This is a genomic window from uncultured Serinicoccus sp. (genome assembly GCF_947500995.1).
Taxonomy (GTDB): Bacteria; Actinomycetota; Actinomycetes; order Actinomycetales; family Dermatophilaceae; genus Ornithinicoccus.
Window position 1 is genome coordinate 262,631 of the sequence record NZ_CANMUA010000003.1, and the last position, 13,426, is coordinate 276,056.

Annotated in this window: 11 protein-coding genes; 8 read left to right on the plus strand and 3 right to left on the minus strand. The window is 74.9% G+C overall.

The features are described from left to right. Positions 1-59: 59 nt before the first annotated feature. The 4 genes from Q0967_RS06405 (at position 60) to Q0967_RS06420 (ending at position 4,765) form a co-directional block, all read left to right on the plus strand. Complete coding sequence (locus Q0967_RS06405; RefSeq protein ID WP_298748472.1) at positions 60-1,004, plus strand: hypothetical protein; 945 nt, start codon at positions 60-62, stop codon at positions 1,002-1,004. Between the two features lie 100 nt (positions 1,005-1,104). Beyond that, complete coding sequence (gene paaN, locus Q0967_RS06410) at positions 1,105-2,814, plus strand: phenylacetic acid degradation protein PaaN (protein ID WP_298748470.1); 1,710 nt, start codon at positions 1,105-1,107, stop codon at positions 2,812-2,814. Between the two features lie 11 nt (positions 2,815-2,825). Beyond that, on the plus strand, positions 2,826-3,698 hold the full coding sequence (locus tag Q0967_RS06415; RefSeq protein ID WP_298748468.1) for an NUDIX hydrolase: 873 nt from the start codon (positions 2,826-2,828) through the stop codon (positions 3,696-3,698). Positions 3,699-3,736: 38 nt separating this feature from the next. Then, positions 3,737-4,765, plus strand: a complete 1,029-nt coding sequence (locus tag Q0967_RS06420; RefSeq protein WP_298748467.1) for an alpha/beta fold hydrolase — start codon at positions 3,737-3,739, stop codon at positions 4,763-4,765. Positions 4,766-4,839: 74 nt separating this feature from the next. On the opposite strand, the gene deoD is transcribed toward Q0967_RS06420, so the two are convergent. Continuing rightward, complete coding sequence (gene deoD / locus Q0967_RS06425) at positions 4,840-5,559, minus strand: purine-nucleoside phosphorylase (RefSeq protein ID WP_298748465.1); 720 nt, start codon at positions 5,557-5,559, stop codon at positions 4,840-4,842. A gap of 134 nt (positions 5,560-5,693) precedes the next feature. On the opposite strand from deoD, the gene Q0967_RS06430 reads away from it, so the two are divergent. Beyond that, positions 5,694-6,878, plus strand: a complete 1,185-nt coding sequence (locus tag Q0967_RS06430; RefSeq protein ID WP_298748463.1) for a hypothetical protein — start codon at positions 5,694-5,696, stop codon at positions 6,876-6,878. A gap of 23 nt (positions 6,879-6,901) precedes the next feature. Beyond that, positions 6,902-8,092: a sorbosone dehydrogenase family protein gene (locus Q0967_RS06435; protein ID WP_298748461.1), complete on the plus strand. Its 1,191-nt coding sequence runs from the start codon at positions 6,902-6,904 to the stop codon at positions 8,090-8,092. Between the two features lie 151 nt (positions 8,093-8,243). Here Q0967_RS06435 and Q0967_RS06440 read toward each other — a convergent pair whose 3' ends face one another. Next, positions 8,244-9,482, minus strand: a complete 1,239-nt coding sequence (locus Q0967_RS06440) for a glycosyltransferase (protein WP_298748459.1) — start codon at positions 9,480-9,482, stop codon at positions 8,244-8,246. A 72-nt stretch (positions 9,483-9,554) separates the two neighbouring features. Between Q0967_RS06440 and Q0967_RS06445 the strand changes: the two genes are divergently transcribed. Beyond that, complete coding sequence (locus Q0967_RS06445; protein WP_298748457.1) at positions 9,555-9,944, plus strand: OsmC family protein; 390 nt, start codon at positions 9,555-9,557, stop codon at positions 9,942-9,944. Positions 9,945-10,018: 74 nt separating this feature from the next. Next, the gene (locus Q0967_RS06450; RefSeq protein ID WP_298748455.1) at positions 10,019-10,972 is read left to right on the plus strand and encodes a class II glutamine amidotransferase; all 954 of its coding nucleotides are present in this window, start codon (positions 10,019-10,021) and stop codon (positions 10,970-10,972) included. Here Q0967_RS06450 and Q0967_RS06455 read toward each other — a convergent pair. Further along, entirely contained in the window at positions 10,953-13,424 is a 2,472-nt protein-coding gene (locus Q0967_RS06455; protein WP_298748453.1) for an excinuclease ABC subunit A, read from the minus strand. The two genes, Q0967_RS06450 and Q0967_RS06455, sit on opposite strands and share 20 nt — an antisense overlap. Positions 13,425-13,426: the final 2 nt, after the last annotated feature.

Below are 13,426 nucleotides of genomic sequence, written 5' to 3' on the forward strand. Positions count from 1 at the left end.
CCTCTGCCAGGGTAGGAGCCGACGCACCAGCCGGGGGGCAGGTTCGGCAGGGGGAGGGCATGGCGCGACGACCGAGCACCGCAGCCCGTCGACGTGCCTGGCGCCAGGAGGTCGCCCGACGGCTGGCCGACCGGCACTCCGGCGTCGCGCGACGCCAGGACCTGATCGCGGAGGGACTGACCCACGAGGACATCCGGGCCGAGGTGGATCGCGGGGTGTGGCACCGTGCCGGCTGCCACACCCTGTGCGTCTCGGGCACCGAGCCGCAGGGCGAAGGGCTTCTCTGGTGGGCGTTGTGGGAGTCCGGTCCTCGCGCGGTGCTGGACGGCTCCAGCTCCCTGGTGGCCTCTGGGCTGCGGCACTGGCAGGTGCCGCTCACCCACGTCTCGGTCCCACGCAACGCCACGGTCCGCTCGTTGCCCGGCGTCCGGCACCACGTCCTGCGCGACCCTGGTCCCGCGATCCTGGTCGGGCTGCGGCGGACCAAGGCCGACGTGGCGCTCATCCGCGCCGCGCAGTGGGAGCGCAGCGACCGGGCCGCCGCGACGCTGGTGGCGATGACGGTCCAGCAGCGCATCGTGTCGACGAGCGCGCTCATGGACCGCTGGGACCGGACGAGGCGCTGCGCCCGACGGCAGCTGCTCGACGCCGTGATCCGCGACGTCTGCGACGGCTCCCACTCGATCAACGAGCTGGACGTCGTCGCGGCGTGCCGGGCCCACGGCATACCTGCTCCGAGCCGGCAGAGCACCCGGATCCTCGATGCGGGGCGGGTCTACCTCGACCTGTTCTGGGACGACTACGGCGTGCATGGCGAGATCCAGGGCGCCCATCACCAGTGGGGTCTGCACGGCGTCGACGACGCGGTGCGCGGCAACGCCCTCGCCATCAGCCAGCGCGACCTCGTCTCGCTGCAGATCCCCGTCCTCGGCTGGCGGCTGGACCCCACGATCTTCCTCGATCAGATCGCGTCGGCGCTCCGACGCGGCGGGTGGGCCGGGTAGCGTCCCGCGGAAGTCGGCACCCTTCACGACTACCACGGGACGCAACCGCCCAGGTATGCCGCGTGGGCACGCCCGCGCGGGCGTCGTTACGCTGAGGATCATGGCTGAGACCGCGACGACGTCGTCCGCACACCCCCTGCTCGACACCCACCGCGAGACCCTGGAGACCGCCGCCCGGGCGCTGCGCGAGCGCAGCTACTACAGCCGCTACCCCGAGTCGCCCAGCCCCCGGGTGTATGGGGAGGGCGCTCCGGAGCGCGGTCAGCTCGCCCACCAGGAGACGCTCAACACGGACTTCGCCGGCCTCGCCGAGCAGCCCACCACCGGCGCCACGGCGGGCTCGGAGAAGAGCCCCTACGGCCCGACGCTGGGCGTGCGCTACCCCCAGCTGGACGTCGACGCGGCGATGGCGGCGGCGCAGTCCGCCCTGCCCGCCTGGCGCGACGCCGGCGCCCGGGTCCGCGCGGCCGTGCTCACCGAGGTCATCGAGCGGATCAACGCGCGCTCGCACGAGATGGCGCACGCCGTCATGCACACCTCGGGTCAGCCCTTCGTCATGTCCTTCCAGGCCGGCGGCCCGCACGCGCAGGACCGGGCGCTGGAGGCGGTGGTCGTGGCGCTCGAGGAGCAGGAGCGCGTCCCCGCCACGGTGACCTGGGAGAAGCCGGCCAAGGGCGACCCGATCCGCATGCAGAAGGACTACCGCGTGGTCCCCCGCGGCGTGGCCCTCGTCATCGGCTGCAACACCTTCCCCACCTGGAACGCCTACCCGGGCATCTTCGCGTCCCTCGCGACCGGCAACCCGGTCGTCGTCAAGCCGCACCCGCAGGCGGTGCTCCCGCTCGCCATCACCGTGCAGGTCGCCCGCGAGGTGCTCGCCGAGGCGGGCTTCGACCCGGCCCTGGTCCAGCTGGCGGCCGAGGACGACGGCGGCACCCTCGCCAAGGACCTGGCGCTGCACCCGGCGGTGAAGATCATCGACTACACCGGGGGTCCGGGGTTCGGCCACTGGCTGGAGACCGAGGCCGCCGGCGCCGGCAAGCTCGTCTACACCGAGAAGGCCGGCCTCAACACCGTCGTCGTCGACTCCACCGACGACCTGCGGGGCATGCTCGGCAACCTCGCCTTCTCCTTCTCGCTCTACTCCGGCCAGATGTGCACCGCACCGCAGAACGTCTACGTGCCCCCGACGGTGCGCACCGACGAGGGCGAGCTGAGCGCCGAGGAGTTCGCCGGCCGGCTGGGCGAGGCGATCAGCCGGTTCACCGGTGATGACGCCAAGGCGGTCGAGATCCTCGGCGCCACGGTCAACGACGAGGTCCGCGGCCGGGCCACCGACATCCCCGCCCTGGCCGGACAGCTCGGCGGCGACGTCGTCCTCGACTCGCGCGCCGTGACCCACCCGAGCTACCCCGACGCCGTCGTCCGCACCCCCGCCCTCATCGGGGTCGACGCCGGCAACGAGGCGGCATACACGACCGAGTGCTTCGGGCCCGTCGCCTTCGTCGTGCGCACCGCCGACACGGGCGACTCGCTGCACCGCTTCGCGCAGACGGTCTCCGAGCACGGCGGTATGACGGCGGCGGTCTACTCCACCGACGAGCAGGTGCTCGACGACGCGCGCGAGGCCGCGGCGGACGCCGGGGTGGCGCTCTCGGAGAACCTCACCGGCCAGATCTTCGTCAACCAGACGGCGGCGTTCTCCGACTTCCACGGGACCGGGGCCAACCCCGCGGCCAACGCCGCCTACTCGGACGCCGCCTTCGTGGCCAACCGCTTCCGTGTCATCACCAGCCGGCGCCACGTCTGAGGCCTGAGGGTATGCCGACCGCCGAGCGCCCCTCCCCGTCACCGACCGGCGACGGGGACGCGGGGGCGGGTCGCGTCGCCCCGGAGGGCCAGACGCCCGCCGAGGCCGAGCCCGCCGCCGTCCGGCTGCGCGCCGTGACCGACGGCGTGGTCATGCTCGCCGGGCTGTCCGGGCTGCGGGGCCGGGACCCCGACGAGGCCGTCCTGGCGCTGCTGGCCCTGGTGGAGCAGGCGTTCACCGCCGGCCGGCACCGGGTGGAGGCGGAGGTCCGCGCCGACGACGTCGAGACCCGGCGCACCCTGCAGCGCGCCGGCCTGCGCCCGGAGGGGGTGAGCCGCGGGCGGGGCACGAACGGCCGGGGCGTGCCCGTGGACCTGCTGCGCCTGGCGCGCCTCGTCGACGACCCGGCGCCGGGCGAACCCGGCGCCTTCCTCGGCATGCTCAACGCCACGCTGCCGCGCAAGCGGCTCATCGCCCAGGGCCTCGTCCGCGACGACCAGGGCCGGGTCCTGCTCTGCGAGCTGACCTACAAGACCGACTGGGACCTGCCGGGCGGGGTCGTCGACCCCCGCGAGTCGCCCCGCCAGACGATCCGGCGCGAGGTGCGCGAGGAGCTGGGTGTCGACCTGCCCGTCGGCGACCTGCTCACCGTCAACTGGCTGCCGCCCTACCGGCAGTGGGACGACGCGCTGCTGCTCGTGCACGACCTCGGCACCCACCCCGACCTCGCCGAACGGGCCTCGCTGCAGCGCAGCGAGCTGCGCGCGGTCCACTGGGTGCGGCCCGAGGACGTCGACGAGCACGTCGCGCCCTACGTCGCACGGCACCTGCGCTCGGTGCTCGCCGACGGCCCCGGCGAGCTGGAGGACGGGCTGCCGGTCTGAGGGGTGCGGCCGCGACCGGCGGCTGGCAGGATGCGCGCATGACCACCGCCGCGCGTCCCGTGCAGACCGCCCGCACCACCACCGCCGTCCGGGAGGCGGGCGACCCCGCCGCGCCGACCCTGGTGCTCATCCACGGCAACGTCTCCTCCTCGGCCTTCTTCGACCGGCTCATCGACGACCTCTCCACCGACCACCACGTCCTCGCGCCCGACTACCGGGGCTACGGCGACTCCGCCCGCGCGACCATCGACGCCACCCGCGGCGTCGCCGACCTCTCCGACGACGTCGCGGCCCTGCTCGACACCCTGGGGGTCGAGGGCGCCGTGGACGTGCTGGGCTGGTCGGCCGGCGGCAACGTCGCGCTGCAGCTGGCGACGGACCACCCGCACCGGGTGCGGCGCGTCGTGCTGGAGGCGCCCGGCAGCCCGTTCGGCTTCGGCGGCAGCACCGGTCTCGACGGCCGTCCGGTGGCCGACGACTTCGCGGGCAGCGGCGGCGGCACCGCCAACCCGGCGTTCTGCGAGGCCCTCCGGGCGGGGGACCGGGGCGAGGAGCCGACGAGCCCGCGGACCACCCTGCGTGCCTTCTACGTCAAGCCCGGGTTCACCTTCGCGCCCGAGGTGGAGGAGGCATACCTGGACGCGATGCTGCAGGCCTTCGTCGGCGACGACGTCTACCCCGGCGACACGACGACCAGCGAGAACTGGCCCGGCGTCGCCCCCGGGACGACCGGGATGAACAACGCGCTGTCGCCGAAGTACCTCGACCAGTCCGGCTTCGCCGACCTCGACCCCGCCCCGCCGGTGCTGTGGATCCGCGGCGACGCCGACCAGATCGTCTCCGACACCTCGATGTTCGACCTCGCCCAGCTGGGGAGGCTCGGCGCGGTGCCCGGCTACCCGGGGGAGGACGTCTGCCCGACGCAGCCGATGGTGAGCCAGGTGCGGGCGGTGCTCGAGCGGGCGGGCGCGTTCACCGAGGTGGTCTACGAGGACTGCGGGCACAGCCCGCACCTGGAGCACCCGGAGCGCTTCGCCGCCGACGTCCGGGCCTTCCTGCAGGGCTGACCTGCCCTTCTGGACCTCGGTTTCTGGGCGACGGGTCCCAGAAACCTATGTCCAGAACGTGGGTATGCCGTGCGCTAGGCGGGCAGCGGCGTCGCCAGCGCGGCGTCGAGGGCGATCGTGACCATGTCGGCGAAGGTCTGCTCGCGCTCCTGGGCGCTGGTCTCCTCGCCGGTGACGATGTGGTCGGAGACGGTGCACACCGCCAGCGCCTGCCGGCCGTGCTGCGCGGCGAGGGTGTAGATCTCGGCGGCCTCCATCTCGACCGCGACGACGCCGTACTCCACGACCTTCTGAGTGAGCTCGGGGCGGGCGTGGTAGAAGCTGTCCGAGGAGAAGACGGTCCCCACCAGGTGCGGCGCGCCGGCCGCCTCGGCCGCCTCCACCGCGGCGCGCAGCAGACCGAAGTCGGCGGTGGCCGGGTAGTGGTAGCCGCCGAAGCGCAGGCTGTTCATCGAGCTGTCCGTCGCCGCCGCCTGCGCCAGGACCACGTCACGCACCGCGAGCCGCTCGGTGAGCGCCCCGCAGGAGCCGACCCGGACCAGCTGCTGCACGTCGTACTCGCTGATGAGCTCGTTGACGTAGATCGACGCGGACGGCTGCCCCATGCCGGTGCCCTGGACCGAGACGCGCTCGCCGCGGTAGGTGCCGGTGAAGCCGAGCATGCCGCGCACCTCGGAGTAGCAGACCGCGTCGTCGAGGAAGTTCTCGGCGATCCAGCGGGCGCGCAGCGGGTCGCCGGGCAGCAGGACACGTGGGGCGATCTGGCCGGGCTCGGCGGCGATGTGGGTGCTCACGCCCCACAGGGTAGGCGCTCGCGGCCCGCGCGTCCCACCCCCGCGCAGCCCCAGGCACCCGCTGCCGGCCGGCTCGGCTCTCATCGTCCTCTCCTCTGGGCGTGGTGGGGTCGGTCCCGTCGGAAGGAGGAGGTATGCCGGAACCGACGTCCCGTGACCCGGTGCGCCGCGGCGCGCGCCCACGTCCGAGGGTGGCGGGCCGGGTGCGAGGTGCGGCGGTCCGGCTCCGTGGCGCCGGGGGCCGTGCGCGCAGGGCCTGGCGGAGCGCCCGGGCGCGACGTGCAGCCTGGCGGGCCGACCCGCACGTCGTGGCCCTGGACCTCGTCCGGCAGGTCGAGCGCGTCGCTCCTGCCCTGCCCCGGCGAAACCTCTCGCGCACCTTCGTCGCGGACGGCCGGGCGCTGCTGCCGGCACCGGCCCCGGAGCTGGTCAGCAGCCTCCTCCCGGCGGCACCGGCACCGGCGACCGGGGCCGAGCGGCTCGCCGCACCGGTGGCGGCGGACGCCGTGGTGCTGGCCAAGTTCGCGCTGCTCGGCGGGGTCAAGTTGCGGGCGGCCTACGCCTCCGGCCGGCTGACCCTGGCGGTCGACGGGTCGGGGGACCTCGCCCGGCAGGGCCGGATCCGCGCCTCCCACCAGGTGGTGGGGGCCTGCGACCCCGCCCTCATCCCCCCGCTCGTCGCCCACGGGGTGCTGCCGGGTGGAGCCTGCTGGCTGGTCGAGGGGTGGGTGGACGGCGCGCCGTTGGCCACCGGCGTCTCGCTGGCGGCCGCGGCGGCCGAGCTGCTGGAACGGCTGCGCGGGGTGCACGTCGGGCACGGCGTCGAGCAGCTGCGGCTGGTCGACTGGTGGGACGCCCCGCGGCAGGAGCAGTGGCAGGAGACGGTGGAGACCGGCATCGTGCCTCCTCTCGTCGCCGACGTCGTCGAGGGCCTCCTGGCGGCTGGCGGCACGGTCGCCACGTCGTGGTGCCACGGCGACCTCGTCGCCTCCACCGTGCTGCGCACCCCCGCGGGCCTGGTGCTCGTGGACTGGGAGCGCGCGGGGGTCGCGCCGGTCATGCTCGACGCCGCCCGGCTGCACCTCTTCTCCGGCGACCCCGGACGCACCCTCGGCGAGATCCACGCCGGCTGGGCGTGGCCCCTGGCTCCCGGCGAGCTGGGTCACGCCCAGCAGCTGGCGCTCGCGCACGCCTTCCAGCTCAGTGCCTACGCCCTGCGGCGCGCGGGGCTGGAGGGGCACCCGCGCAGCGCGGTCTACCAGCGGCAGGCCGGGCGCTCCGTGCAGCGGCTGGCGCAGGTCCTCGACCTGCCGGTGTGACGTCGCGCAGGTACCGTCGAGCCATGGGTGACCACCGGTTCAGGGGCCGTGCCCTGCTGCTGCTCGCGGCCCTGCCGCTCGCGCTCGGCGGATGCGCGACCGGCTCGGGCGAGGACGGCTCGGGCGAGGACGCCGCGGCGGGGGGCTCCCCAGCTGCCGCCGACGCCGGCGACGCGGGCCCGACGCTGGACGTCGAGGTCGTCGCCGACGGGCTGGCGCTGCCGTGGGACGTGCAGCTGCTGCCCGGCGGCACCCCGCTGGTGACCGAGCGCGGGGGCCGCCTGCTGGCGCTGGAGGACGGCCAGGTGCGGGAGGTCGCGATCGACCTCCCCGACCTCTTCGTCGGCTCCGAGTCCGGGCTCATGGGGATGGCGCTCTCGCCGGAGGGTGACACGGCATACCTCTGCCACGCGACGCAGTCCGGCGGGCAGCCGCAGGACGTCCGGGTCACCCGGTGGACCCTCGACGACGGCGCGACCGGCGCGAGCGCCGACGGCGTGGTGGTGGACGGTATGCCGATCACCTCCGGGCGGCACGGCGGGTGCCGGCTGCTGCTGGAGGACGACACGCTCTACGTCGGCACGGGGGACGCGGCCGACGAGACCAACCCGCAGTCGCTGGACTCCCTCGGCGGCAAGGTGCTGGCGGTGACACCCGAGGGGGAGCCGCTGGCGGACGCGCCGTTCGTCGACGGCGACCCGCGGATCCTCACCTACGGCCACCGCAACGTTCAGGGGCTCGCCGCGCAGCCGGGCAGCGGCACGATCTGGTCGGTGGAGCACGGCTCGTCGGTCGACGACGAGGTCAACGTGCTGGAGCCGGGGGCGAACTACGGCTGGGCGCCGGGCCCGGGCTACGACGAGTCGGTGCCGATGACCGACACCGACCGCTTCCCCGAGGCGGTCGAGGCGGCGTGGAGCAGCGGTGACCGGACGCACGCGACGAGCGGTGCCGCCTTCCTCGAGGGCGAGCAGTGGGGCGCCTGGGAGGGGTCGCTCGCCGTCGCCGAGCTCAAGGACTCCGGCGTCGGCGTGCTGCGGGTGGACGGCGAGGAGGTCGTCGGCGAGGACCGGATGGCCGAGCTCGAGGGCGACTACGGCCGGCTGCGCTCGCTCACCCTGGACGACGACGGGGCGCTGTGGGTGACCACCTCGAACGGCGAGGGCGACGTCGTCCTCCGCGTCACCCCCCGGCCCGCACCGGACACGCGCTAGGACCGCACCGGACGCGCCATCAGACCACACCGGACGCGCGGTCAGACCACACCGGACGCACAGTCAGACCACACCGGACGCGCGGTCAGACCACACCGGACGCGCGGTCAGACCACACCGGACGCGCGGTCAGACCACACCGGACCCACGGTCAGCCCCAGAGGGCCGCCTCGATGCGGTCTGCCGCGCGCTCGACGCCCCGCTCGGCGCGCACCCGGGCGCCGACCAGCGCGGCCTGGCGCCGCACCGGCGAGCCGGCGGTGGTGGTGAACGCCTGCCGCAGCGCCTCGACCGAGGTATGCCCGACGGCGACCGGTCGCGCCCCGGCGCCCACCTCGTGCACGCGGCGCCCGAAGAACGGCTGGTCCAGCGCGAACGGCACGACGACCTGCGGCACCCCGGAGCGCAGCGCCTCGGCGGTCGTCCCCGCGCCGCCGTGGTGGACGACGGCGGCCATCCGGGGGAAGAGGAGGTCGTGCGGGGCGCCGTCGACGAAGAGGACGCGCTCGTCATACCCCTCCGGCAGGCCGGTGCCCCGCAGCGCCACGACGCGGTGCCCCGCCGCGAGGGCGCCCTCGACGGCGTGCCCCAGCGCCTCGCGGGTCTGGGGCAGGCTCTGGCTGCCGAAGCCGGCGTAGACCGGCGCGGACCCGGCCCCGAGGAAGCCCTCGAGCTCGGGACCGAGCCCGGTGCCCGCCGGGGAGTCGCGGAAGGGGTAGCCGGTCAGCACGATGCGCCGTCCGCTCACCCGACGCGGCGCGATCACCTGCGGGGTGTGGGCGACGAACGCCGGCACGCCGAGGGTGTGCCGTGCCGCCCGCACCCCGGAGCCGCGCGGCACCCCGCGGTCGGCGAGGGCGGCGGAGACGGGTGAGCCCATCGCCATGGCCGGCCGCAGCGCCCGCAGCCCGTCGAGGAGGTTGCGGGCGGACCGGCCGGGCCGGGTGGTGAACATGCTCGCGTCGCCCCAGGTCGAGGGCAGCGCGGGGACGAAGAGCATGAGCGTGTGCGGTCGGGGGTCGCGGGCCGCGAGCTGGCCGGCCCACCCGAAGGTGAGCGCGGTGGACACGACCGCGTCGTAGCGGGGCCACAGGTCGAGCAGCACCCGCGCGAGCTCGGGCGCCATGGCCTCGGCCTGGTGGCGCAGCGCGGCGACCTGCCGGCCGATGTCGGCGCCGGCCATGATCTGGGCGACCGTCCCCTCGCGGTAGATCCGCATGGCGTCGACGCGGACCTCCTCGAGGTCCAGCCCCGCCTCGTGGATGCTCCGGGCGAAGTCGCTGGAGGCCGTGACCCCGACCTGGTGACCGCGTGAGCGCAGCTCCTGGCCCACCGCGAGGACCGGCTGGTAGTCGCCCCGGCTGCCCCCGGCCAGGATCGCGATCCGCATGCCCCATCCTCGCAGGAGGACCCGTCGGCCGACGCCGGCGGGGAGCCTCGCCGCAGGAGTACGGTCGGCGCCATGGACCTGTCACCCCTGGGGGTGCGTGCCACGGCGGGCACGTTGCGCGCCGCCGACGGGATCGTGCTCGCCCACGCGTGGACGGACGAGGGCGTCGTCGCCGGTCCGGCGACCAACGGGGCGCAGCTGCTGCACCTGTCGGTGGCGCTCTGCGTGCTCAACGACACCTACCGGGAGGCGCAGACCCTCGGCATCCAGGTGGACGGGGTCGCGGTCGCCGCCGACGGCGGCTTCGACGACGACTGGCGCTCGACCGGGGTGAGGTATGCCGTCCGGCTCGACGCGCGCGCGTCCGCGGCGGACCGGACCCGGCTGGTCGAGCGGGTGGACGCCGTCGCGGAGATCCCGCGGGCGCTGCGGCACGGGGCGCCGGTGAGCAGGGTCGACTGACGGCCCCGGGCGCGACCGCCCCGGCCGACCCCTAGGCTGGCGGCACCCACCCCCACCGTCAGTAGAGGACCCCCATGTGCCGAGTGCTCGCCTTCATCGGGCCGGAGACCCCGCTGGAGAACCTGCTCCTCACCCCCGCGAACAGCCTGGTCAACCAGGCCCTCGACCCGGAGAGCCACCCGGAGCTCCAGCTGGCCGGGTGGGGGTTCGGCGCCTGGGGTGAGCACCTGGCCAAGCCGCAGGAGCCGTTCATCTACCGCCGGCCCATGGCGGCGTTCTACGACGACAACGTGGAGCGCATCGTGCCGAGCCTGCGCGCGAGCACGATGCTGGCGCACGTGCGGGCGGCGGCCTACGACGCGAAGGTCGTGCTGGCCGACGAGAACTGCCACCCGTTCTCCTTCCAGGGGACCCGCTGGATCGTCGCGCAGAACGGCTACCTGCCGGGCTGGAAGATCCTCCAGCGGGAGCTGCTGCAGCACTGCAAGGACGAGTACCTCGAGCAGATGGCGGGCTCGACGGACACCGAGTTCATCTACGTGCTGCTGCTCTCGCTGCTCGACGGCGACGGCGACGAGGACATCCAGCGAGCGGTGGAGCAGCTGATCCGGCTCGTCGCGGCGGCCATGGAGACGCTCGGCCTGCCAGGACTGACCAAGCTCAAGCTGGCGCTGGTGTCCCAGGACCGGATCATCGGCGTCAACGGCGGGCTCGGGCTCGAGGGCGAGACCGACTTGAGCGGGGACTGGCAGGAGCTGCGCCGGGCCGAGCCGGGCTCGGACGAGCACAGCCTCTCGATGCTCCTGGAGCCGATGTACTACCTCATGGGGACGGGCTTCGACCAGGACACCTCGACGTATGCCTTCGAGACCAGCGACCGGGACGAGGAGGCCACCGGCGCGATCTTCGCCTCCGAGGCCCTGACCGAGGACACCGACGGCTGGTCGAGGCTCGACTTCGGCCACATCCTCTTCCTGCGCAACGAGGACGGGCGGGTGACCGGGACGGTCAAGGAGCTGTCGGTCTAGGCCCCGGCCGCACCCGCCGCACCTCTTCGACGCGGCCGCCGGCGTCCCCGGCCCCCGGGCCCATCTGCACCACCACGTCCGCGGTCGCGACGGCCGCCGGGTCGTGCTCGGTGACCACCACGGTGTGCCCCTCGCCGGCGAGGGCGTGCAGCTGCGCCAGGAGCCGGTGCACGTCGGCGGGGTGCAGCCCGGTGGTCGGCTCGTCGAAGAGGTAGAGCGTCGCGCTGCGGCGGCGCTTCTGCAGCTCGGTCGCGAGCTTGATGCGCTGCGCCTCCCCTCCGGAGAGCTCGGTCGCCGACTGGCCCAGCTGCAGGTAGCCGAGCCCCAGCGCGTCCAGGGCGTCGAGCGCGCGCGCCGCCGCGGGCAGCCCGCCCAGGGCCTCGCGGGCCTCGCGCACGCTCATCCGCAGCAGGTCGGCGACGGTGTGCCCGTGCCAGCCCACCTCCAGCGTCTCGGGACCGAAGCGGTCGCCGTGGCAGGTCGGGCACGGCGCATACGTCCCCGGGAGGAAGAGCAGCTCCACGGCGACGGCGCCCTCCCCGCCGCAGGTGGGGCACTGCCCGGCGGTGGTGTTGAAGCTGAAGCGCGACGCGGTGAAGCCGCGACCCCTCGCCTCCGGGGTCCCGGCGAAGGCCTGACGGACCGCGTCCCACAGGCCGGTGTAGGTCGCGAGCGTCGACCGAGGCGACCGCCCGATCGGCTTCTGGGTGATCCGCACCACCCGGGTCGGCGCCCCGTCACCCACGGCCCGGGCCTCGCCGCCGGAGCGCGGCTCGGGGCCGGACCCGGCGCCGTCCTCGCCCTGGGCGGCGCCGTCCTCGCCCTCGACGTCCTCCACCCGGGCCAGCTGCCCGCCGACCACGTCGTGCACCGCGTCGAGCAGGCTGGTCTTGCCGGACCCGGACACCCCGGTCACGACGGTGACGACCCCCAGCGGCAGGTCGAGGTCGACACCCCGCACGGTATGCCGTTCCAGGCCTCTCAGCTCCAGCGTCCCGGTCGACGCCCGCCCACCCCGCGCGGGGCCCCGTCCGGTGTCCACGCCGCGCACCTCGGCCTCGTGCACGGGCTGGTGCAGGTAGGCGGCGGTCGGCGAGACCGCCACCCCGGCCAGCCCGCCCACCGGCCCGGACCAGAGGACCTCCCCACCGTCACGTCCGGCGCCCGGGCCGACGTCGACGACCCAGTCGCACCGCTGCACGACGGCCATGTCGTGCTCCACGACCACCACGGTGTTGCCGGCCGCCACCAGCGCCCTCAGCAGCTCCATGAGCTGGTCCACGTCCCGCGGGTGCAGCCCGGCCGACGGCTCGTCGAGCACGTAGACCACCCCGAACAACCCCGACCGCAGGGCTGTCGCCAGCCGTAGGCGCTGCAGCTCACCGGTCGACACGCCCACCGCCGGCCGGTCCAGCGACAGGTGGCCCAGACCCAGGTCGAGCAGCAGCTCGAGGCGTCCCAGCAGATCCGTGACCAGCACCGACTCGGCCTGCGCCTGCGCGTCGGGTCCGCCCTCGAGCTCCTCCCGGCGCGCCCGCAGCACCTCGACGAGCCTGGCCACCGGCAGCGCGGCCGCCTCGTCGACGGCGAGCCCCTGCCAGGTGACGGCGAGGGCGTCGGGCCGCAGCCGCCGCCCGGCGCAGGTCGGGCACGCGCGCGTCTCGACGAAGCGCAGCATCCGGCGCCGTGAGGTCGCGCTCCTGGTCTCGGCCAGGGTGCGCCGCACGTACCTCGCCGCGGAGGAGAAGGTGCCCTGGTAGGGCCGGTTGATCCGCTCCGCGTCCCGCACCGGCACGACCGTGACGACCGGCTGCTCGTCGGTGAAGAGGATCCACGTCCGCGTCTGCGCCGGCAGCTCGCGCCACGGGGCGTCGACGTCGTGCCCGAGGGTGGCGACGATGTCGCGGTAGTTCTTGCCCAGCCACGCCCCGGGCCAGGCGGCGACCGCCCCCTCGGCGATCGAGAGCGAGTCGTCCGGCACCATCGAGGCCTCGGTCGGCTCGTGCACCACCCCCAGCCCGCCGCAGTCCGGGCAGGCGCCGACCGCGGTGTTCGCGGAGAAGTGGTCGGAGTCGAGGCGCTGCGCGCCCGGGGGGTAGGCCCCGCACCGGGACAGCAGCATCCGCAGGGTCGCCCCGGTGGTGGTCACCGTCCCGACGCTGGACCGCGCCCCGGCGCCCGACCTCCCCTGCTCGAGCGCGACCGTCGGGGGCAGCCCGTGCACGTCGCGCACCTGGGGGTCGATGGCGGTGTGCAGCAGGCGCCGGGCGTAGGGGGCGACGGAGTCGAGGTAGCGCCGCTGCGACTCGCCGTGGATCGTGCCGAAGGCCAGGCTCGACTTGCCCGACCCGCTCACCCCGGTCACCGCCACGAGGGCGTCCCGCGGCAGGTCGACGTCGACGTCGCGCAGGTTGTGCAGCCGGGCGCCGCGGACCTCGATCTGACCGTTCATGC

Coding starts and splice junctions, on each gene's coding strand:
- Q0967_RS06405 (WP_298748472.1), top strand. CDS start 60: ATGGCGCGACGACCGAGCACCGCAGCCCGTCGACGTGCCTGGCGCCAG.
- paaN (WP_298748470.1), top strand. CDS start 1,105: ATGGCTGAGACCGCGACGACGTCGTCCGCACACCCCCTGCTCGACACC.
- Q0967_RS06415 (WP_298748468.1), top strand. CDS start 2,826: ATGCCGACCGCCGAGCGCCCCTCCCCGTCACCGACCGGCGACGGGGAC.
- Q0967_RS06420 (WP_298748467.1), top strand. CDS start 3,737: ATGACCACCGCCGCGCGTCCCGTGCAGACCGCCCGCACCACCACCGCC.
- Q0967_RS06430 (WP_298748463.1), top strand. CDS start 5,694: ATGCCGGAACCGACGTCCCGTGACCCGGTGCGCCGCGGCGCGCGCCCA.
- Q0967_RS06435 (WP_298748461.1), top strand. CDS start 6,902: ATGGGTGACCACCGGTTCAGGGGCCGTGCCCTGCTGCTGCTCGCGGCC.
- Q0967_RS06440 (WP_298748459.1), bottom strand. CDS start 9,482: ATGCGGATCGCGATCCTGGCCGGGGGCAGCCGGGGCGACTACCAGCCG.
- Q0967_RS06445 (WP_298748457.1), top strand. CDS start 9,555: ATGGACCTGTCACCCCTGGGGGTGCGTGCCACGGCGGGCACGTTGCGC.
- Q0967_RS06450 (WP_298748455.1), top strand. CDS start 10,019: ATGTGCCGAGTGCTCGCCTTCATCGGGCCGGAGACCCCGCTGGAGAAC.
- Q0967_RS06455 (WP_298748453.1), bottom strand. CDS start 13,424: ATGAACGGTCAGATCGAGGTCCGCGGCGCCCGGCTGCACAACCTGCGC.